At 66.4% G+C, this 17,475-nt stretch carries 18 protein-coding genes and 1 tRNA gene; 11 read left to right on the forward strand and 8 right to left on the reverse strand.

The features are described 5' to 3' along the window. Window positions 1–50: 50 nt before the first annotated feature. From dapD to EV655_RS04040, 3 genes are read left to right on the forward strand one after another with little or no spacing between them, the layout of a single operon-like run. Complete coding sequence (gene dapD, locus EV655_RS04030; RefSeq protein WP_132542075.1) at window positions 51–878, forward strand: 2,3,4,5-tetrahydropyridine-2,6-dicarboxylate N-succinyltransferase; 828 nt, start codon at window positions 51–53, stop codon at window positions 876–878. After that, window positions 871–1,581, forward strand: a complete 711-nt coding sequence (locus EV655_RS04035) for an AbiU2 domain-containing protein (RefSeq protein WP_132542077.1) — start codon at window positions 871–873, stop codon at window positions 1,579–1,581. The genes dapD and EV655_RS04035 overlap by 8 nt, the downstream gene beginning before the upstream one ends. A 56-nt stretch (window positions 1,582–1,637) precedes the next feature. After that, window positions 1,638–1,988 carry a hypothetical protein gene (locus tag EV655_RS04040; RefSeq protein WP_132542079.1) on the forward strand — a complete coding sequence of 117 codons (351 nt, stop codon included), beginning with the start codon at window positions 1,638–1,640 and terminating at the stop codon, window positions 1,986–1,988. Window positions 1,989–2,006: 18 nt separating this feature from the next. Here EV655_RS04040 and EV655_RS04045 read toward each other — a convergent pair whose 3' ends face one another. The 8 genes from EV655_RS04045 to EV655_RS04080 all read right to left on the reverse strand — a co-directional run bounded on the left by EV655_RS04045 (window position 2,007) and on the right by EV655_RS04080 (window position 9,142). Continuing rightward, on the reverse strand, window positions 2,007–2,858 hold the full coding sequence (locus tag EV655_RS04045) for a class I SAM-dependent methyltransferase (protein WP_132542081.1): 852 nt from the start codon (window positions 2,856–2,858) through the stop codon (window positions 2,007–2,009). Between the two features lie 48 nt (window positions 2,859–2,906). Further along, window positions 2,907–3,392, reverse strand: a complete 486-nt coding sequence (locus EV655_RS04050) for an RNA pyrophosphohydrolase (RefSeq protein ID WP_132542140.1) — start codon at window positions 3,390–3,392, stop codon at window positions 2,907–2,909. A 41-nt stretch (window positions 3,393–3,433) separates the two neighbouring features. After that, window positions 3,434–4,777, reverse strand: coding sequence for a S41 family peptidase (locus EV655_RS04055; protein ID WP_132542083.1), 1,344 nt, complete (start codon window positions 4,775–4,777; stop codon window positions 3,434–3,436). Window positions 4,778–4,784: 7 nt separating this feature from the next. After that, entirely contained in the window at window positions 4,785–5,921 is a 1,137-nt protein-coding gene (locus EV655_RS04060) for a murein hydrolase activator EnvC family protein (RefSeq protein ID WP_132542085.1), read from the reverse strand. Continuing rightward, on the reverse strand, window positions 5,918–7,438 hold the full coding sequence (gene gpmI, locus EV655_RS04065) for a 2,3-bisphosphoglycerate-independent phosphoglycerate mutase (RefSeq protein ID WP_132542086.1): 1,521 nt from the start codon (window positions 7,436–7,438) through the stop codon (window positions 5,918–5,920). Before gpmI ends, EV655_RS04060 begins: the two co-directional genes overlap by 4 nt. 130 nt (window positions 7,439–7,568) lie before the next feature. Then, window positions 7,569–8,039 (reverse strand): 23S rRNA (pseudouridine(1915)-N(3))-methyltransferase RlmH, encoded by a 471-nt coding sequence (rlmH, locus tag EV655_RS04070; RefSeq protein ID WP_132542088.1) that lies wholly within the window; start codon window positions 8,037–8,039, stop codon window positions 7,569–7,571. Then, window positions 8,040–8,405, reverse strand: coding sequence for a ribosome silencing factor (rsfS, locus tag EV655_RS04075; RefSeq protein ID WP_243644976.1), 366 nt, complete (start codon window positions 8,403–8,405; stop codon window positions 8,040–8,042). A 158-nt stretch (window positions 8,406–8,563) separates the two neighbouring features. Next, the gene (locus tag EV655_RS04080; RefSeq protein ID WP_165905260.1) at window positions 8,564–9,142 is read right to left on the reverse strand and encodes an SOUL family heme-binding protein; all 579 of its coding nucleotides are present in this window, start codon (window positions 9,140–9,142) and stop codon (window positions 8,564–8,566) included. Between the two features lie 185 nt (window positions 9,143–9,327). Here EV655_RS04080 and EV655_RS04085 point away from each other — a divergent pair, with 185 nt between their 5' ends. The 8 genes from EV655_RS04085 (at window position 9,328) to EV655_RS04125 (ending at window position 16,928) form a co-directional block, all read left to right on the forward strand. Continuing rightward, window positions 9,328–9,918, forward strand: a complete 591-nt coding sequence (locus tag EV655_RS04085; RefSeq protein WP_132542094.1) for a VPLPA-CTERM sorting domain-containing protein — start codon at window positions 9,328–9,330, stop codon at window positions 9,916–9,918. A 326-nt stretch (window positions 9,919–10,244) separates the two neighbouring features. After that, window positions 10,245–11,651, forward strand: a complete 1,407-nt coding sequence (gene leuC, locus EV655_RS04095; RefSeq protein ID WP_132542096.1) for a 3-isopropylmalate dehydratase large subunit — start codon at window positions 10,245–10,247, stop codon at window positions 11,649–11,651. Window positions 11,652–11,873: 222 nt separating this feature from the next. After that, window positions 11,874–12,737: a vWA domain-containing protein gene (locus EV655_RS04100; RefSeq protein ID WP_132542098.1), complete on the forward strand. Its 864-nt coding sequence runs from the start codon at window positions 11,874–11,876 to the stop codon at window positions 12,735–12,737. A 130-nt stretch (window positions 12,738–12,867) separates the two neighbouring features. After that, complete coding sequence (leuD, locus tag EV655_RS04105) at window positions 12,868–13,473, forward strand: 3-isopropylmalate dehydratase small subunit (RefSeq protein ID WP_132542100.1); 606 nt, start codon at window positions 12,868–12,870, stop codon at window positions 13,471–13,473. Between the two features lie 46 nt (window positions 13,474–13,519). Continuing rightward, a complete protein-coding gene (locus EV655_RS04110; RefSeq protein ID WP_243644977.1) occupies window positions 13,520–14,611 on the forward strand; it encodes an endonuclease/exonuclease/phosphatase family protein in 1,092 nt (363 codons plus the stop codon). A gap of 60 nt (window positions 14,612–14,671) precedes the next feature. After that, a complete protein-coding gene (gene leuB / locus EV655_RS04115; protein ID WP_132542102.1) occupies window positions 14,672–15,775 on the forward strand; it encodes a 3-isopropylmalate dehydrogenase in 1,104 nt (367 codons plus the stop codon). An 84-nt stretch (window positions 15,776–15,859) separates the two neighbouring features. Next, window positions 15,860–16,807: a DMT family transporter gene (locus tag EV655_RS04120; protein WP_132542104.1), complete on the forward strand. Its 948-nt coding sequence runs from the start codon at window positions 15,860–15,862 to the stop codon at window positions 16,805–16,807. Between the two features lie 44 nt (window positions 16,808–16,851). Continuing rightward, a tRNA-Pro gene (locus EV655_RS04125) sits at window positions 16,852–16,928 on the forward strand. Window positions 16,929–17,475: the final 547 nt, after the last annotated feature.

Here is a 17,475-nt window from a genome sequence, read left to right on the forward strand (position 1 = left end):
TCTATAGCCTGACGCCCAGTGAAGCCAGTCACCTTTCCGGGGGAGTGCCCATGTCCTACGCCCAGCTCGAAGCCGCCATCGAAGCCGCCTGGGAGGCGCGCGACACGATCACGCCCTCGACCGGCGGCGAGACCCGCGAAGCCATCGAGGCCACGCTGGACGCGCTGGACGCCGGCACCCTGCGCGTGGCCGAGCGGCGCGAGACCGGCGAGTGGCACGTGAACCAGTGGGCGAAAAAGGCGGTCCTGCTGGGCTTCCGGCTCAAGGACATGGAAAGCCAGGATGGCGGCCCGCAGGGCGGCCACTGGTGGGACAAGGTCGACAGCAAGTTCAAGGGCTGGGGCGACAAGGAATGGAAGGCCGCGGGCTTCCGCGCCGTTCCGAACTGCATCGTGCGCCGGTCGGCCTATATTGCGCCGGGCGTGGTGCTGATGCCCTCCTTCGTGAACCTCGGCGCCTACGTGGATTCGGGCACGATGGTCGACACCTGGGCCACGGTCGGATCCTGCGCGCAGATCGGCAAGAACGTGCACCTGTCGGGCGGCGTGGGCATCGGCGGCGTGCTGGAACCGATGCAGGCAGGCCCCACGATCATCGAGGACAACTGCTTCATCGGCGCGCGCTCCGAGGTGGTCGAGGGCTGCATCGTGCGCGAGGGCTCGGTCCTCGGCATGGGGGTCTTCATCGGCAAGTCGACCAAGATCGTCGATCGGGAAACCGGCGAGGTGATGTATGGCGAGGTCCCGCCCTATTCGGTGGTCGTGGCGGGCAGCATGCCATCCAAGGGCGGCGTGAACCTCTACTGCGCGGTGATCGTGAAACGGGTCGATGCCCAGACCCGGTCCAAGACCGGCATCAACGAGTTGTTGCGTGACTGACGGACCGGACAACGCGCTGAACGTCGCCACGAGACATTTCGACTACTTCTGGGGGGAGTGTCAGCGGCTCGGTCGCGTCTACTGGACGCTTCATGAACTCTACTTTGGCGAACCGGAGACTTCGGTCCCGCTATTGAACAAGCTTGCCCCGGGTCTGTTCTCCGAGATGCTCGAGGTTTACAGCGAGCGTCTTCATCTCGGCATTGCCCGGTTGACCGATGGGAAAGAAGCGCGCACCAAGAGTGGGCCGCGCCGGAACTTATCCGCTCATGGGGTTGTCGCGGCATTTCAAGATGCCGGTCTGCCCGCCGAGGTAGAGGGACACTTGGCCGATATGTTGTCCCGGTTTCGGAAAGACCAAGATCTGGAAATCCTGCGCCACTGGCATATCGCGCATCTGGATGCCGAGGTTATCATTAACGGCCAGCCTCTTTCAGTCCCTTCACTCAACTCGCTGAATGACTTTTTCGTAGTGCTTCAGCAGTTTATCGAAACAGCGAGTGAATCCCTTGGCCGCCCTGTCACAGAGGCCGTCTTTCTGGTGAATGTCACCGGGTATAGCGAAAGGCTGCTGATTTGGCTCGACGCTCTCGACTTCGCCAATGCATCGGATGAGGCCATTCGCTTCATGAATCGAAACACCTTGCCGCCTTGCTTCCGTCCCAGTCGAAAGATCAACTTGCCTCCACGGGGTGGCCGATAGGTTTAGCGCCTGACGATTGGTTGTTTCCCGAAGCCGGTTCTTGAAAAGGTTCGCTTGTGACCGAAAAACTGAAAAAGCCGCACCAGGTCTACACCCTGCTGGTCGAGGTCGGCCGCAAGGCCGAGGACGGGCTGCCCGAGGGCGCCACGGGGGCGGGGCTGATGTGCTATGCCTCGGGCGTGGACGAGGCCGAGGCGGTGCGCGAAACCGTGGCCGTGCTGAAGCAGGCGGGGCTCGCGCCGCTCGATGTCACCGGCTACGGCACCGCCGACGAGCGCCGTGCCGAGGGGCACGAGATCGGCGACGAGGAAGTGGCGCTGATGGCCCGGGCGCTGGCCGAGAATGCGGTGATCGTTGCGCAGATCGAGCCCTTCTTCGACGCGGACGACGCCACGCCAGAGGACTGAGGCGCCGCTACGCCCGTATCACGGGGCGCGCAGGCGGAAGATCATGTAGCGGTTGAACCTGCAGAACACCTCGGCCGTGCGCTCGCGGCCCATCAGGCGCGTGGCCAGCCGGTCGCGCCGCCGGGCGCCGAGCACCAGCCGCAGAATCCGGCGCAACAGCCACCGCCCCCGGGGGCGTTTGGCGGCTAGCTCGGCGTCGATCCGTGTGATCGCGTGGCCGAACACGTTGAACAGGTCCTGCTCCAGGTCGATCGAGGGCGCCACGTCTGCGGTGAGGTCCTCTTCGGCGACGATCTTGATACCGCGTTCGGCAAACAGCGCCCGGACCGCCGACAGCCGGTGCCCACCGCCGACGATCCGGAGTCGCGTGCCGCCCCGGAAGGCATCGGCGCGGAAACAGTCCGCGATCAGGATCTCGCCGCCCGGCACCAGCACCGAGGCCGCCTTGTCCAGCGCGATCCGGGGCGGGATGTACTGGAAGCTTTCGGAGAACAGGCACAGATCGAAACGGCGACCCGACGCGAAGGTTTCGAACCGCATCTCGTGTACCCGCGCCGCCGGTGCATTCACGCGGCAGCGGGTGGCGAGATGCGCGCTTGGGACCACGATCTCGACCTCATGGCCCAGCGCGATCAGGCGGGCCGCGGTCTCGCCCGCTCCGCCGCCGATATCCAGGATCCGAAGCCGCCCGGGCGGCAGGTGTGAAAGGAGCCTTTCGGTATAGGCGGCCTGCGCCGGGCCCAGATTGGCCGCGGTGACGTCCAGCCCTGTCCAGAGGCCGTAGTGCAGGTTCTCCGCTCCGGTCAGCCAGCGGATGAACGACAGGCCCACGTCGAGCCCCAAGGAGCGGCTGTCGAGTTTGCCCGTCATCTTCCTCCCTTGCCAGAAGTTGGATTTAGCGCGCGGCGCCCGGGCCGGTCAGGGGAATTGCGACGATAGCTCGCTGACGACCCGCTCATATACCGCGCGCTTGAAGGGCACGATGCTGGCCACGAGGTGCCCGGGATCGAGCCAGGCCCAGACCGAGAATTCAGGATGCTCGGTCTCGATGTCGATCTGGTCGTCGGTGCCGAGGAATCGCATCAGGAACCACAACTGCTTCTGGCCGCGATACCGGCCCTTCCAGATCTTCCCCATCAGTTCGGGTGGCAGGTCGTACTGCACCCAGTCGGCGGTGTGGCCGATCACCTCGACAAGATCAGGCGTTATGCCGGTTTCCTCGCGCAATTCGCGCAGCGCTGCGGTCTCGGGGTCTTCGCCCGCGTCGATCCCGCCCTGCGGCATCTGCCAGGCGGGTTCCTCCCAATCCTTGCGCTGGCCGACGAACACGCGGCCTTCGGCATTGATCAGCATGACGCCGACGCAGGGGCGGTAGGGCAGCTTGTCGATCTCTTCAGGGCTCAGCATGGGCAGATGGGGCCGACCCGGGCCGGCCCCTGTCCTTTCTAATCGTTGGGGCCAAGCGCCGAGAGGCCCTTGAGGATGTCGATCGCATAGGCGAGCTGATAGTCCTCCTCGCGCAGCTTGGCGGCCGCCTCGGCGCGCTGCAACTCCTCCTCGGCCTGCTTGCGCTCGTCCTCGGTCATGCTGTCGTTGCCCAGCGCGCCGCGCAGGTCGGCCTCGGACCGGGCGCGGGCGGCGGCGCTGGTTTCCTCTGCCTCTTCCGTCGTTGCCGCGGGCGGGCGGGGGGGTTGTTCCACCACGATGTCGGGCGCGACGCCAAGCGCCTGGATCGAGCGGCCCGACGGCGTGTAGTAGCGTGCCGTGGTCAGACGCATCGCCCCGTCGCCCTTGAGCGGCATAACCGTCTGGACCGAGCCCTTGCCAAAGCTCTTGGTGCCGACGACGATCGCCCGCCGGTGATCCTTGAGGGCACCGGCGACGATCTCGGACGCCGAGGCCGAGCCGCCATTGATCAGTACCACCAACGGCTTGCCGCTGGTCAGGTCGCCCTTGGTGGCGTTGTAGCGATCGCTGTCCTGCGGCTCGCGGCCGCGGGTCGAGACGATCTCGCCCGCGTCGAGGAAGGCATCCGACACCTTGATTGCCTGCGGCAACAGCCCGCCGGGGTTGTTGCGCAGGTCCAGCACGACGCCGTTGACGTTGTCCATCCCACCCAGTTCCTCGACCGACTTTTCCCACTCGGCCTCGAGGTTGGCATAGGTCTGGTCGTTGAAGGTGGTGATGCGCAGGACCACAGTGTCGCCCTGGATGCGCGAGCGTACCGCGGTCAGCTTGATCGTGTCGCGGATGATGGTGACGTCGAACGGCTCGACCCCCTGGCGGACCACGGTGATGACGATCTCACTGCCCACCGGGCCGCGCATCATCTCGACCGCCTGGTCCAGCGTCAGGCCCAGCACGCTTTCGCCGTCGACATGGGTGATGAAATCGCCCGCCTCGATGCCCGCCTCGTCGGCAGGGGTGCCGTCGATCGGCGAGACGACCTTGACGAAGCCCTCTTCCTGCGTGACCTCGATGCCCAGCCCCCCGAACTCGCCGCGGGTCTGCACCTGCATGTCGTCGAAATCCTTGGGCGGCAGATAGCTGGAATGGGGGTCGAGCGAGGTCAGCATGCCGTTGATCGCAGCCTCGATCAGCTTGGCCTCGTCCACCTCCTCGACATATTGCGCGCGGATGCGTTCGAACACGTCGCCGAAGAGGTCGAGCTGTGCGTAGACAGAGCTTTTTTGCCCCGCCTCCTGCGCGATCAGCGGGCCGGCGACCTGCGTGGCCAGCAGCGCCCCCGCAACCGTGCCGCCCAGTGCGGCCATGGCAAATTTCTTCATGGCGTCCTCAATCCTTGTCCTTCGCGAACCATGGGTCCGGGTCCACCGGGCTGCCGCCCTGTCTCAGTTCCATATAAAGCGTTTCCGTTCTCAAATCGCCACCACGATCTGAGGCGGCACCGGCGAACGCGGCCGTTTTCGGGTCCGCTCCGCCCATCAGCCCCACGGGCCGGCCCCCCTGCAGCACCTCGCCCTCTGCACCATAGACCTCGGCCAGCCCCGCCAGCACCAACAGATAGCCCTCGGCGGGTTCCAGAACGATCACATTTCCGTAGTCGAGCAGGGGTCCGCGATACCGGATCGTCGCCGGAACCGGTGTGGTCACCAACGCAAGCGGCCGTGCTGCCAGAACCAGACCGGGCCGGGCCACGCCCGCGGCATCCGGCTGGCCAAAGCCGCGCAGGACCGTCGACTCGACCGGCAGGCTCAACTGCCCCTTCAGCGCGGCGAAGTCAGCAGGCTGACTGTCCTCGGGCGCCGTCGGCCCGGCGGTGGCGGCCAGTCCGGCGGCGAACCCGTCCAGCGTATCGCTGCCCTCGACCAGGGCGCGCAGACGGTCTGAGTCGGCTGCAAAGCGGCGCGGCAATGCGCGGCGTTCGGACATCGCCTGGGAAAGCTCGGTGCGCGCCCGCTGCGCGCCCGCCAGCCCTTCGGCCAGCGTCTCGGCGGCGCTTTCCTGCAACGCGCGCATCAGCGCGATTTCCTCCAGCCGGGTGCGCAGCGCGTCCGCCTCGGCCTGCAGGGCCGGGGTGACCTCGCCCAGCATCATGCCCGCCCGCGCGGTGCCAAGCGGCCCGGCGGGATGCAGCAACAGCGTCTCGGGGCTTTGCGGCAGACCCGACAGAGCGCCGATCAGTTGTGTGATCTCGTCCCGGCGTGCGTCCAGTACGGTGGCGATGGCCTGCTCGCGGATCGCCGCCCGGCGCATGCCTTCGCGCAGCGCCGCCAGACCGTCCTCGTAGGCGCGGATCGTTTCGGTCAGCGCCGCCACGCGGTCGCTGGCGCTGTCTGCGGCGTCAAGCGAGCGGCCCGCCTCGCGCAGCGCATCCGCCGCGCGGGCAGCTTCGGCCGGATCGGTCTGGGCGGCGGCCGGCGCAGCGCCAGTCAGCGCAAGGGCCAGCAAAAGGGCGCCCGCGCGTCTCACGTCTCGATCAGGCTTTCGCCGGTCATCTCGGGCGGTTTCGGCAGGCCCATCAGTTCCAGCACCGTGGGGGCCAGATCGGCGAGTCGCCCGTCATGGAGCCGCGCCCCCGCCGGCCCGCCGACCAGGATCACCGGCACGGGGTTCAGCGTGTGCGCGGTGTGGGGGCCGCCGGTCGCGGGGTCGAACATCGTCTCGCAATTGCCGTGATCGGCGGTGACGATCATCGCGCCGCCCGCCGCCTCAAGCGCGCCGAGCACGCGGCCGAGGCCCTGATCAACCGCCTCGCAGGCCTTCATCGCAGCCGACAGTACGCCGGTATGCCCCACCATGTCCGGGTTCGCGTAGTTCACCACGATCAGATCGTAGCCCTGACCGATCGCCTCGACCAGCCTGTCGGTGACCTCGGGTGCGCTCATCTCGGGTTGCAGGTCGTATGTTGCGACCTTGGGCGAGGGTGGCATGCAGCGATCCTCGCCGGACTCTGCCGTCTCCTTGCCGCCGTTCAGGAAGAAGGTGACATGGGGGTATTTCTCGGTCTCGGCCAGACGGAACTGGCGCAGGCCCTGTTTCGCCACCCATTCGCCCAAGGTGTTGACGATTTCGCGCTTGGGAAAGACCGTTTCCATCCACCGGTTGTGGTCGGCGGAATACTCGACCATGCCGAGGATCGCGGAGAGCTTCGGCCGCCTGCCGGTCTCGAAATCGTCGAAACCGGGCTGGGCGAAGGCGCGCAGGATCTCGCGGGCGCGGTCGGCGCGGAAGTTCAGGCAGAACAGGCCGTCGCCGTCCTGCATGCCGGGCGGGTCGCCGATCACCGAAGGTTCGATGAACTCGTCGGTTTCTCCGCGGGCATAGGCGGCGGCGACGGCTTCTTCGGCGGAAGCGACCTCTTCGCCCAGCCCGTTCGCCATGGCGTGATAGGCCAGTTGCACCCGGTTCCAGCGGTTATCGCGGTCCATGGCATAGTACCGGCCGATGACGCTTGCGACATGCGCGCCCTCGGGCAGGCCCGCCACCAGATCGGCGATGAAGCGGTCGGCGGATTTCGGCGGCACGTCGCGGCCGTCGGTCAGGGCGTGGATCGCCACCGGCACGCCGGCCTCGGTGATCGCGCGCGCGGCGGCGAGGATGTGGCGGATATGGCCATGCACCCCGCCATCCGAGACAAGGCCCATCAGATGCGCGGTGCCGCCCGCCGCCTTGACCCGGGCGATGAAATCGACAAGCGCGGGGTTCGCAAGGAAGCTGCCATCCTCGATGGCAAGGTCGATCTGGCCCAGATCCATCGCCACCACCCGGCCGGCGCCAATATTGGTGTGACCGACCTCGGAATTTCCCATCTGCCCGGTCGGCAGCCCCACGTCGGGGCCGTGGGTGATCAGCGTCGCATGGGGGCAGGTGGCCATCAGCCGGTCGAAATTCGGGGTGGCGGCCAGTTCGGGGGCGTCGTCGTCATGGGTGGGGCCGATCCCCCAGCCGTCGAGGATGCAGAGAATGACGGGTTTCGGCGCGGTCATGGGCAAGGGCCTTTCACGGTTCGGCCCCTTCTAGGCGCGGCGGGCGTCAAGGACAACTGCGCGCTGGCCGGGTGCGGCCCTGCGGACAGGCCCCGTTTCGGAACGTGCGCTCAACGGCGCAGCAGGATGCTCAGGCGCGGTGATAGGGGGTTCCGGCAAGGATCTGGGCGGCGCGGTAGATCTGTTCGGCCAGCATCACGCGGGCCAGCATGTGCGGCCAGACCATCGGCCCGAAGGACAGCACGGTATCGGCCCTGGCGCGCAGCGCGGGGTCAAGCCCGTCGGCGCCGCCGATCACGAAAGCCGCATCCTGGCGGCCCGCGTCGCGCCACCGCGCGAGAAGATCGGCGAAGTCGGTCGAGGAGAGGGGTTTGCCACGTTCGTCCAGCGCACAGATCGCGGCCCCCTCGGGCAGCGCGCGTTCCAGCAGCCGTGCCTCGGCGGCGGGGCCGCCGCCCTTGCGGTCCTCGACCTCGGTCATGGCAAGCGGCCCCAGCCCCAGCGCGCGGCCGGTGCGGTCGAACCGGGCCGCGTAATCCTCGATCAGAATCCGCTCGGGGCCGGGTCGCAACCGGCCCACCGCGCAGACATGGACGCGCATTCAGGCGCGGGCGGCCGCAGCGCCCGCGGGCAGCCACATCTTCTCGAGCTGGTAGAACTCTCGCACCTCGGGGCGGAACACGTGCACGACCACGTCGCCGGTGTCGATCAGCACCCAGTCGCCCTGATCCTTGCCTTCGAGCTTGGACCCGCGGCCCAGATCCTCTTTGAGCCGTTCCTTCAGCTTTTCGGCGATCGCGCCGACCTGGCGGGTCGACCGGCCCGAGCAGATCACCATGTAATCGGCGATGCTCGACTTGCCGCGCAGGTCGATGGTGATCACGTCTTCGGCCTTGTCGTCGGAAAGGGAAGCGAGGATATGGTCGAGCAACTCTTCGCTCGAAACATCGGGAATCCTGCCTGTCATGGCTGGATTCGGCACGGCCGCCTCGCGGGCCGCCTCAACTTGTTGAGACAGGACATCGTCCTCCTGGGTTGCGCGCCGCCTGTGCCCCGGCGCTGGGCTTGGATGCAAATGTAGCATCCGCACGTCCGAATCTCAATGATCGCCGCATGTCGCAGGCGTTAGCGCGCCAGTACAAGGCCGACCTCGTTGCGGCGGTTCCACGGCAGGGTAAAGGGATCGTCGTAGAACATCAGCCGCGGCGCGCCGGAGATCGCCAGACCGTTGGCCGCGGCATGCGCGCGCAGCGCGGTCTCGGCCTCTGCAAGACGTGCCGCCGTCGCCCGGCCCGCGAACCGGGTGACGAGCATCCGTTCGGCCGGCAGGCGGCGCAGCCTCACGTAGCTGCTGTCCGGGGCGGGCAGGCTCTCGCGGGTGGTGCCTTCGGGCATGAAGAAGCGGATCGTCCAGCCGTGATCCGTTTCGGTCTGGGCCACGGGAACGGTCATCGCGATCTTGTCCTTCGCGACATTCCCGCCCGTTATATAGGCGAAAAGCTCGCCAAAGCCGCGTTGGGCGGCGGCATTGCGCGTTCCCCTGACGGTGACCTCGGCCACGGTACGGGGCGGATAGCTGCGGATCTCGATGACGCCGGTGGCGGCTTCGACGCTATGGGGCACCTCGTCATAGCCGCGATAGCTGTCCGCCCAGGACGGCTGTGAGGACAGGGCGACGGCAAGAACAAGGAGGATTGGACGCATTTGCGGACCCCGCGGACGAATGATCCGCGAAGATGGTGGCGTCCGCGGGTCGACGCAAGGCCGCTCGGAGATGCCGCGCTCGCGCCAGGGCAGAGAACAAGGCTCCATGCTCGCGCAAAAACCGCCAGGATTGACCGAGTCCCGTGCTACACTTAGTTTTCGTTGCGTGTGGGAAGGGAAATATTATGAACCAAGCTATGTCTGGGAAATTCCTGGCAACCTGTTGCGCTACCAGTTTCGCTGCTTTCGCGTTCGCCGGACAGGCGGGCGCTGCATCGCTTTTGGGGGATACCGTTACCGCGGACTATTTCTTCCCAGATCTGTCCACGTCCATTGGGTCGGACAGTTTCGTGGTCGGCGCGGGTGTCGAGGCAAGCTGCCCCGGCGCGAGCGGGATTTGCGGTATCCTGATTGAACCTTACCTGCTGGATTTCGGCGCGAACACGATCAGCTTTGCCCAGTTCGGAACAAGAGTTCCGTATGCGGGCCCGGCCTTCAACGGGTGGGTGTTCACCGGCCTTGATTTCGGTTCGGGGATCAGCGGGGTCAGCCTGTCGTCGTCTGGGCTCAGCGGGCTCGACATGTCGGATGTCAGCTTCACTGCGGACAGCATCTCGATCAACCTTCAGGATGTCGCCCTGACCGCTGACCAGAACGGCTGGACGCTGACCCTGTCCGAGATTCCGGCACAGATTCCGGTTCCGGCGGCGATGCCTTTGCTGCTGACCGGCCTGGGTGCCATCGGCTGGGCATCGCGGCGTCGCCGCAAAAGCTGAACGGCACCGCGGAGGACGCGCATGGAACAGCCTTGCGCGGGGCTTCCGTGTGACATGTGAAAAGGACGCGCCTTGTTGCCCGGGGATACAGGAGCTTGCCTATTGATCGGGCTTGGGCGCGACCACCCCTGCTGGACAAGTGCGCGCCCTTGATCGGGGCCGGGCAAAGGAGTATCTCCGCGCCCATGAAACGCGTCTTCGACATGGACGACCGCGCGCGCCTGCCTTGGCGATTCTTCGGTGCGGCGCATTCGGTGCTGGCCCGCCCATGAGGCGGCCTTGACCGTCGTTTCCCCTTTTGCAGACGCCCAGCCGCGGAGAATTCCATGACCGGCAAGACACTCTACGACAAGATCTGGGATGCCCACCTCGTCGACCAGGCCGAGGACGGCACCTGCCTTCTGTATATCGACCGCCATCTCGTGCACGAGGTCACCAGTCCCCAGGCCTTCGAGGGTCTGCGGATGTCGGGCCGCAAGGTGCATGCCCCGGACAAGACCATTGCAGTGCCCGACCACAACGTGCCCACCACGGCGGGCCGCGAGAACACGGCGAACATGACCGAGGAATCCCGCATCCAGGTCGAGGCGCTGGACAAGAACGCGCGCGACTTCGGGATTCACTATTACCCGGTGACCGATATCCGGCAGGGGATCGTGCATATCGTCGGCCCTGAACAGGGCTGGACGTTGCCGGGCATGACGGTGGTCTGCGGTGACAGCCACACTGCGACCCATGGCGCGTTCGGGGCGCTGGCGCACGGGATCGGCACGTCCGAGGTGGAACATGTGCTGGCCACCCAGACCCTGATCCAGAAGAAGTCGAAGAACATGAAGGTCGAGATCACCGGGCAGTTGCCGCCCGGCGTGACGGCAAAGGACATAACGCTTTCGGTGATCGGGCAGACCGGCACGGCGGGCGGTACCGGTTACGTGATCGAGTATTGCGGCGAGGCGATCCGGGCGCTGTCGATGGAAGGCCGGATGACCGTCTGCAACATGGCGATCGAGGGCGGCGCGCGGGCCGGGCTGATCGCACCCGACGAAAAGACCTTCGAGTATGTGAAGGGCCGGCCCCACGCGCCCAAGGGTGCCCAGTGGGAAGCCGCGCTTGCCTTGTGGAAGACGCTCTATTCCGATGCCGACGCCCAGTGGGACAAGGTGGTGACGATCCGCGGTGAGGACATCGCGCCCGTGGTGACCTGGGGCACCTCGCCCGAGGACGTGCTGCCGATTACCGGGGTCGTACCTGACCCGGCGGACTTCGCTGGCGGCAAGGTTGACGCTGCGCGCCGGTCGCTCGACTACATGGGGCTGAAACCGGGTACGCCGCTTCGCGACATCAAGGTCGATGCGGTCTTCATCGGGTCGTGCACAAACGGCCGGATCGAGGATCTGCGTGCGGCGGCAGAAATCCTGAAGGGACGCAAGCTTGCCGAGGGCGTGCGCGGCATGGTGGTGCCGGGCTCGGGCCTTGTCCGTGCGCAGGCCGAGGAAGAGGGGCTGGACGTCATCTTTAGGGATGCGGGCTTCGAGTGGCGGCTTGCGGGCTGTTCGATGTGCCTTGGCATGAACCCCGACCAGTTGGCCCCGGGGGAGCGTTGCGCGGCCACCTCGAACCGCAACTTCGAGGGCCGCATGGGCCGTGGCGGACGCACCCACCTGATGAGCCCGGTGATGGCCGCCGCCGCGGCGGTGACCGGGCACCTGACGGACATCCGCGACCTGATGTGATCGCGTTTTGGCGGCGTCCGCGCGGCAGGGCTTGGCCCTGCCGGAACCGGGCGCCGTCACCTCTGGCCTCAACCGCGCGGGGCCAGTGACGCCCCGAAGCCGGTGCTCCCGCTGGCAGAATCCGTTTGAAATGCGGTAATCATATGTTAACATTTTGGCGTGAGGGCGGTGGTTTCTAGTCTCGCCTTCTTGGTTGGGTGTTATCTTTTTGGGGGAAAGACTATGAAAAAGCTTACTGCCTTCGCCGCGGCGTTGGCCGTTTCCAGCATTGCCGTCACTGCCGAAGCGACACCGGTGGATGTGGACGTGATGTTCGTCATCGACCAGAGCGGATCGATGGATAATGAGTTCAACACGCTGTCAGCGAACATTTCTGCCTTTGTGAACGGTCTTGCGGGCAATGCCGACGTGAGTTCGCTTGGCATCGGCTTGGTGACCTACGAGGACGCGTCTCAAGGCGCGAACGGTAGCGGTACGTTCTGCTCGCCGGGCGAGAAGGCTTGCCTCAAGCTGCGGCAGACGATTTCGACCTCGTCCGATCTGACCAACTTGCAGAGCCAATTGACACTTGCGGCCAACAACGTGTTCGGCGGCGTGGAAGACGGCTTGGCGGCTGTGGACTCGGTGCTGCCGGGCGGTTCGCTCTTCGGTTCGGTCGGCTGGCGGAATAACACCGTGAAGTCGGTGGTCCTGATTACGGACGAAGGCTCGGATGACTATAACTCGTACAGCAACGCGTTCGGGACCGGAGCGGCCGCGCTCGGGGCAAAGCTGGACGACGTGAAGTACCTGAACAACATCATCACCACCACCGGCCTCTTCTCTCGTTACGAACCCATGTCGCGGCCGATCGGAAACCCGGGTGACTACAAGGCGCTGTTCAATCTGAACGATTTCACCGGGAATGGCGCTGATCCGGTCGCCTTCCTCCAGCAGTTCGCTGCGGCGAAGCTGACGGAGATCACCACCGGTGGCGAAACCACCGGCGGCAGCACCAATGTCGTTCCGCTTCCGGCGGCCGGCTGGCTGCTTCTGGCTGGTCTCGGCGGGCTGGGCGTCGTGGGGCGCCGCCGCAAGGCCGCCTGAACGCGCTGACCGCAGTCTTATGGCGGGCGGCCCCCAGAGGGCCGCCCGTTTTCTTTCCGGGGCTGGTGTTGGCCCCGGAGATCATGCAAAACGCGGTCAGTATCGGGATTGCCGCAAGAAGGGTTGCCAGATGGAAAAATTCACCAAGCTGACCGGAATCGCCGCGCCGCTGCCGCTGGTCAATGTCGACACCGACATGATCATCCCCAAGCAGTTCCTCAAGACGATCAAGCGCGAGGGTCTGGGGGTGAACCTGTTCGACGAGATGCGCTATGACGACAACGGCAACGAAAAATCCGATTTCGTGCTGAACCAGCCGGCCTACCGGACTGCCGAGGTTCTGGTCGCGGGTGACAATTTCGGCTGCGGCTCGTCGCGGGAACACGCGCCCTGGGCGATCAAGGATTTCGGCATCCGCTGCATCGTGGCGCCCGGATTTGCCGACATCTTTTTCAACAACTGCTTCAAGAACGGCATCCTTCCGATCGTTCTGCCGCAGGACCAGGTCGATATCCTGATGAAGGATGCCGAGAAGGGCGCCAACGCGCGGATGACGGTCGATCTGGAAAACCAGACGATCACCACCTCGGACGGGGTCGAGATCGCCTTCGACGTGGATCCGTTCCGCAAGCACTGCCTGATCGAAGGGCTCGACGACATCGGTCTGACGATGGAGAAGGCCCCGGCGATCGCCAGCTTCGAATCCCGGATGGCGCAGGAACGGCCCTGGGTGTGATCCGGTGAGGCGGCCCGGCGCCACATGGCCTGCCGGGCTGCTCGCTGTGGCCATCGCCCTTTCGGCGGGCATCGCCGTGGCGGCCGATCTGCGCGTCGCGAGTTTCAACGCGGAACTGTCGCGCAAGGGGCCCGGCCTTCTGCTGGCCGATATCGCGGGCGGCAATGATCCGCAGGTCGCGGCGGTGGTCGAGGTGATCGCCGCGGCGCGGCCCGATATCCTGCTGCTGCAGGGCGTCGATTACGACATGGACGGCCTTGCGATGCGCGCGCTGGCCGACCGGCTGAGGGCGCGGGATCTCGACTATCCCCATCTCTTCGCGCTGAAGCCCAATACCGGGATGCGCACGGGCATCGACCTCGATGGCGATGGGTGGGCGAACGGGCCGCGCGATGCTCAGGGCTTTGGTTATTTCGCCGGGCAGGACGGCATGGCGCTGTTTTCGCGCTACCCGGTCGAGACCGCGCGCGTGCGCGATTTCTCGGCGCTGCTCTGGGCCGATCTGCCGGGCGCCACGCTGCCTGACATGGGTGGCCGCCCCTTTCCCTCTGCACAGGCGCAGGCGGTGCAGCGGCTTTCGACCACCGGCCATTGGGACGTGCCGGTCAGGGTGGGTGACAGGGTGATCCGCCTGCTGGCCTTCCACGCCACGCCGCCGGTGTTCGACGGCCCCGAGGACCGGAACGGCCTTCGCAACCGGGACGAGCTTCGGCTCTGGACGCTCTATCTCGATGGGGCGCTGCCGGGGGTGACCGCGCCCGACGGCCCCTTCGTCGTGCTGGGCGACGCCAATCTCGACCCGCATGATGGCGACGGGCGCGGTGCGGCGATGGCGGCCTTTCTGGCCGATCCGCGCCTGACCGACCCGCACCCCCGGTCCGAGGGTGGTGTCGTGGCCGCCCAGAGCCAAGGGGGCGCGAACGTTGCGCATCGCGGCGATCCCGCGCTTGATACCGCCGACTGGGACGATGCGGCGCCCGGCGATCCGGGCAACCTGCGCGTCGACTACGTGCTGCCCTCGATCGGTCTGACCGTCACCGGCGCGGGTGTCCTCTGGCCTGCCGAGGGCCCGATGGCCGAGACCGTGGCGGCGGCCTCGCGCCACCGCCTTGTCTGGGTCGACCTTGCGCTGCCTTGACCGTTGCCGGGCCAGCGGCTACGCCCCTTGGCGACCCTTATGCACAAGGAATCCCGCCCCATGACGAACACCCTTCTGATCCTGCCCGGCGACGGCATCGGCCCCGAGGTGATGGCCGAGGTCACCCGCATCATCGACTGGTTCGGGGCCAGGCGCGGGCTGAGATTCGACGTGACCGAGGATCTGGTGGGCGGCGCGGCCTATGACGTGCACGGGGTGCCGCTGGCCGATGCGACCATGGCCAAGGCGCAAGAGGTGGACGCGGTGCTGCTGGGTGCCGTGGGCGGGCCGAAATACGACGCGCTCGATTTCAGCGTGAAGCCCGAGCGGGGCCTGTTGCGCCTGCGCAAGGAGATGGACCTGTTCGCCAACCTGCGCCCCGCGCAGTGCTTCGACGCGCTGGCAGATTTCTCCTCGCTCAAGCGCGAGGTGGTGGCCGGGCTCGACATCATGATCGTGCGGGAGCTCACCTCGGGCGTCTATTTCGGCGAACCGCGCGGCATCTTCGAGGAGAACGGCGAGCGGGTGGGGATCAACACCCAGCGCTATACCGAAAGCGAGATCGACCGCGTGGCGCGTGCGGCGTTCGAACTGGCGCGCAAGCGCGGCAACAAGGTCTGCTCGATGGAGAAGGCCAACGTGATGGAATCGGGCATCCTGTGGCGCGAGGTCGTCCAGAAGGTGCATGACGAAAGCTACGCGGATGTCGAACTGTCGCACATGTACGCCGACGCGGGCGGCATGCAGCTTTGCCGCTGGCCCAAGCAGTTCGACGTGATCGTGACCGACAACCTGTTCGGCGACCTGCTGTCGGACGTGGCGGCGATGCTGACCGGCTCGCTGGGCATGCTGCCGTCGGCCAGCCTGGGCGCGCCGATGGCAAACGGCCGGCCCAAGGCGCTTTACGAACCCGTTCACGGGTCTGCGCCGGACATCGCGGGGCAGGGCAAGGCCAACCCCTGCGCCTGTGTCCTGAGCTTTGCCATGGCGCTGCGCTATTCCTTCGACCAGGGCGACGAGGCGACGCGGCTGGAACGCGCAGTGGAAAAGGTTCTGGCCGATGGCGTTCGCACCGCCGACCTGATGCAGGCCGAAGGCGCCAAGCCCGTGACCACCACCGGCATGGGCGACGCGATCCTCGCCGCGCTGGACGCGAGCCTCTGAACCGGTTCCCGCGGTGCGCCGGGGCTTGCCAGCGCGCCGCGATCGGGAAAGGCTGATCCTGTCCCTCAGCCGCGAGTCGGTCCCATGATCTCTGCCAACGTCCGGGGCGCGGGTTTCGCGCTGGGCGCGTTTGCCGTCTTTTCGCTGCACGATGCCGTGGTCAAGGCGCTGGGCGTCCATTACGACGCGATCCAGATCGTGTTCTTCAGCGTGCTCATGGGCTTTCCGCTGGTGATCCTGCTGCTGATCCGCGAGCGTGACGGCAGCCTGCGCCCGCGCCGCCCGGTCTGGTCTGCGATCAGAACGCTCGCGGTCATGGCGACGATGCTCAGCGCCTTTTACGCCTTCTCGGCGATCCCTCTGGCGCAGGCCTACGCGATCATCTTCGCCACGCCGCTGATCATCACCGCGCTGTCCGTTCCCATCCTCGGCGAACGCGTGGGCCCGCGCCGCTGGACAGCCGTGGTGCTGGGCCTCGTGGGCGTGCTGATCGTGCTGCGGCCCGGCGCGGAGGCAAGCCTTGGTCTCGGCCACCTGGCTGCGCTGGTGACCGCGGTTGCCGGCGCGCTGGTCGCCGTCATCATGCGCAAGATCGGCAACGAGGAACGCAGCGCGGTCCTGCTGCTCTACCCGATGCTGGCGAATTCCGTGGTCATGGGCTGCCTGCTGCCCTTCGTCTACCAGCCGATGCCCCTGGAGCATCTGGGTGGCATGGCGCTGGTCGCGGTGGGCGCGATGCTGGGCATGCTGCTGATGATCGCGGCCTATCGCGCCGGAGAGGCGGGGGCAGTCGCGCCGATGCAATATTCCCAGATGATCTGGGCTGTCGTCCTGGGGGTCCTGCTGTTCGACGAAGTGCCGGATGCGGCGACGATGCTCGGCTCTTGCGTGATCGTGGCAAGCGGGCTTTTCGTCTTCCTGCGCGAGGGGCGGGGCCGCTCGTCGTCGACCCGTCCCGCGCTCTACGCTGCCGACCGCCCGGGCCTCGCCCCGGAACCGGTCCCGCCGATCTCTCGCCGGGGTCAGGATTGACCCTTGCCAAAGCCACGCGCGCACGGTAATCCGCCAGCCACGGTCGGAGTGTAGCTCAGCCTGGTAGAGCACTGTCTTCGGGAGGCAGGGGCCGGAGGTTCGAATCCTCTCACTCCGACCAATGAAATAAGGGCTTCCAACCTTCGTTAATGGTTTTAAGCGCCTTGCGTTTCTGGGACCGTCCCCAGATATGAGCTTTCCTCAATCGAAACCGGGACGCTTGAACGTCTCTTCGGCGCCGCGCGACGTCGGCGGGCGAGCCTTTGCCAGGGAGGTCGAACCGCGCCGCCCGCCTGGTCGAAGTCTGTGGGCTGGTGCGTTGCCGCGGTTGTTCCCAGTTCCGAATCATCCCGCCACCGGCTGCGAGGGCGATGTTGTTCCTGGCAAGCCGACTTCGCCTGTGTCCGAACGGCAAGCGCCCCGCCAACTGGTTGTTGGCGGGGCGCTTGTTGCAGGTACAGGCTGACCGTGGCCGGCGGCATTTCATCGGCGCCCCTTACGCCCCCCGAGGTTGACGGCGGAAAGGGCATTTTCCTGAAAGTCCGGATGGTGGTGTGCGTACTCGCTTTCGATGGCGTTGTTGCATAAAGGTGGCTTGAGGCATGACTTCCCCTTGCCCCTTCCGGTTCAGGCCACGCGGACGATCTCGGCGGTGCCGAGGGCATTGA

Origin of the sequence: Rhodovulum euryhalinum, from assembly GCF_004342445.1 — a bacterium.
In the GTDB taxonomy this organism is placed as follows: Bacteria; Pseudomonadota; Alphaproteobacteria; order Rhodobacterales; family Rhodobacteraceae; genus Rhodovulum; species Rhodovulum euryhalinum.

What these genes read in the sequence shown, in the direction of transcription:
- dapD (WP_132542075.1), top strand. Translation starts at nt 51, where the DNA reads ATGTCCTACGCCCAGCTCGAAGCCGCCATCGAAGCCGCCTGGGAGGCG.
- EV655_RS04045 (WP_132542081.1), bottom strand. Translation starts at nt 2,858, where the DNA reads ATGACGGGCAAACTCGACAGCCGCTCCTTGGGGCTCGACGTGGGCCTG.
- EV655_RS04055 (WP_132542083.1), bottom strand. Translation starts at nt 4,777, where the DNA reads ATGAAGAAATTTGCCATGGCCGCACTGGGCGGCACGGTTGCGGGGGCG.
- gpmI (WP_132542086.1), bottom strand. Translation starts at nt 7,438, where the DNA reads ATGACCGCGCCGAAACCCGTCATTCTCTGCATCCTCGACGGCTGGGGG.
- rlmH (WP_132542088.1), bottom strand. Translation starts at nt 8,039, where the DNA reads ATGCGCGTCCATGTCTGCGCGGTGGGCCGGTTGCGACCCGGCCCCGAG.
- rsfS (WP_243644976.1), bottom strand. Translation starts at nt 8,405, where the DNA reads ATGACAGGCAGGATTCCCGATGTTTCGAGCGAAGAGTTGCTCGACCAT.
- EV655_RS04080 (WP_165905260.1), bottom strand. Translation starts at nt 9,142, where the DNA reads ATGCGTCCAATCCTCCTTGTTCTTGCCGTCGCCCTGTCCTCACAGCCG.
- EV655_RS04085 (WP_132542094.1), top strand. Translation starts at nt 9,328, where the DNA reads ATGAACCAAGCTATGTCTGGGAAATTCCTGGCAACCTGTTGCGCTACC.
- leuC (WP_132542096.1), top strand. Translation starts at nt 10,245, where the DNA reads ATGACCGGCAAGACACTCTACGACAAGATCTGGGATGCCCACCTCGTC.
- EV655_RS04100 (WP_132542098.1), top strand. Translation starts at nt 11,874, where the DNA reads ATGAAAAAGCTTACTGCCTTCGCCGCGGCGTTGGCCGTTTCCAGCATT.
- leuD (WP_132542100.1), top strand. Translation starts at nt 12,868, where the DNA reads ATGGAAAAATTCACCAAGCTGACCGGAATCGCCGCGCCGCTGCCGCTG.
- leuB (WP_132542102.1), top strand. Translation starts at nt 14,672, where the DNA reads ATGACGAACACCCTTCTGATCCTGCCCGGCGACGGCATCGGCCCCGAG.
- EV655_RS04120 (WP_132542104.1), top strand. Translation starts at nt 15,860, where the DNA reads ATGATCTCTGCCAACGTCCGGGGCGCGGGTTTCGCGCTGGGCGCGTTT.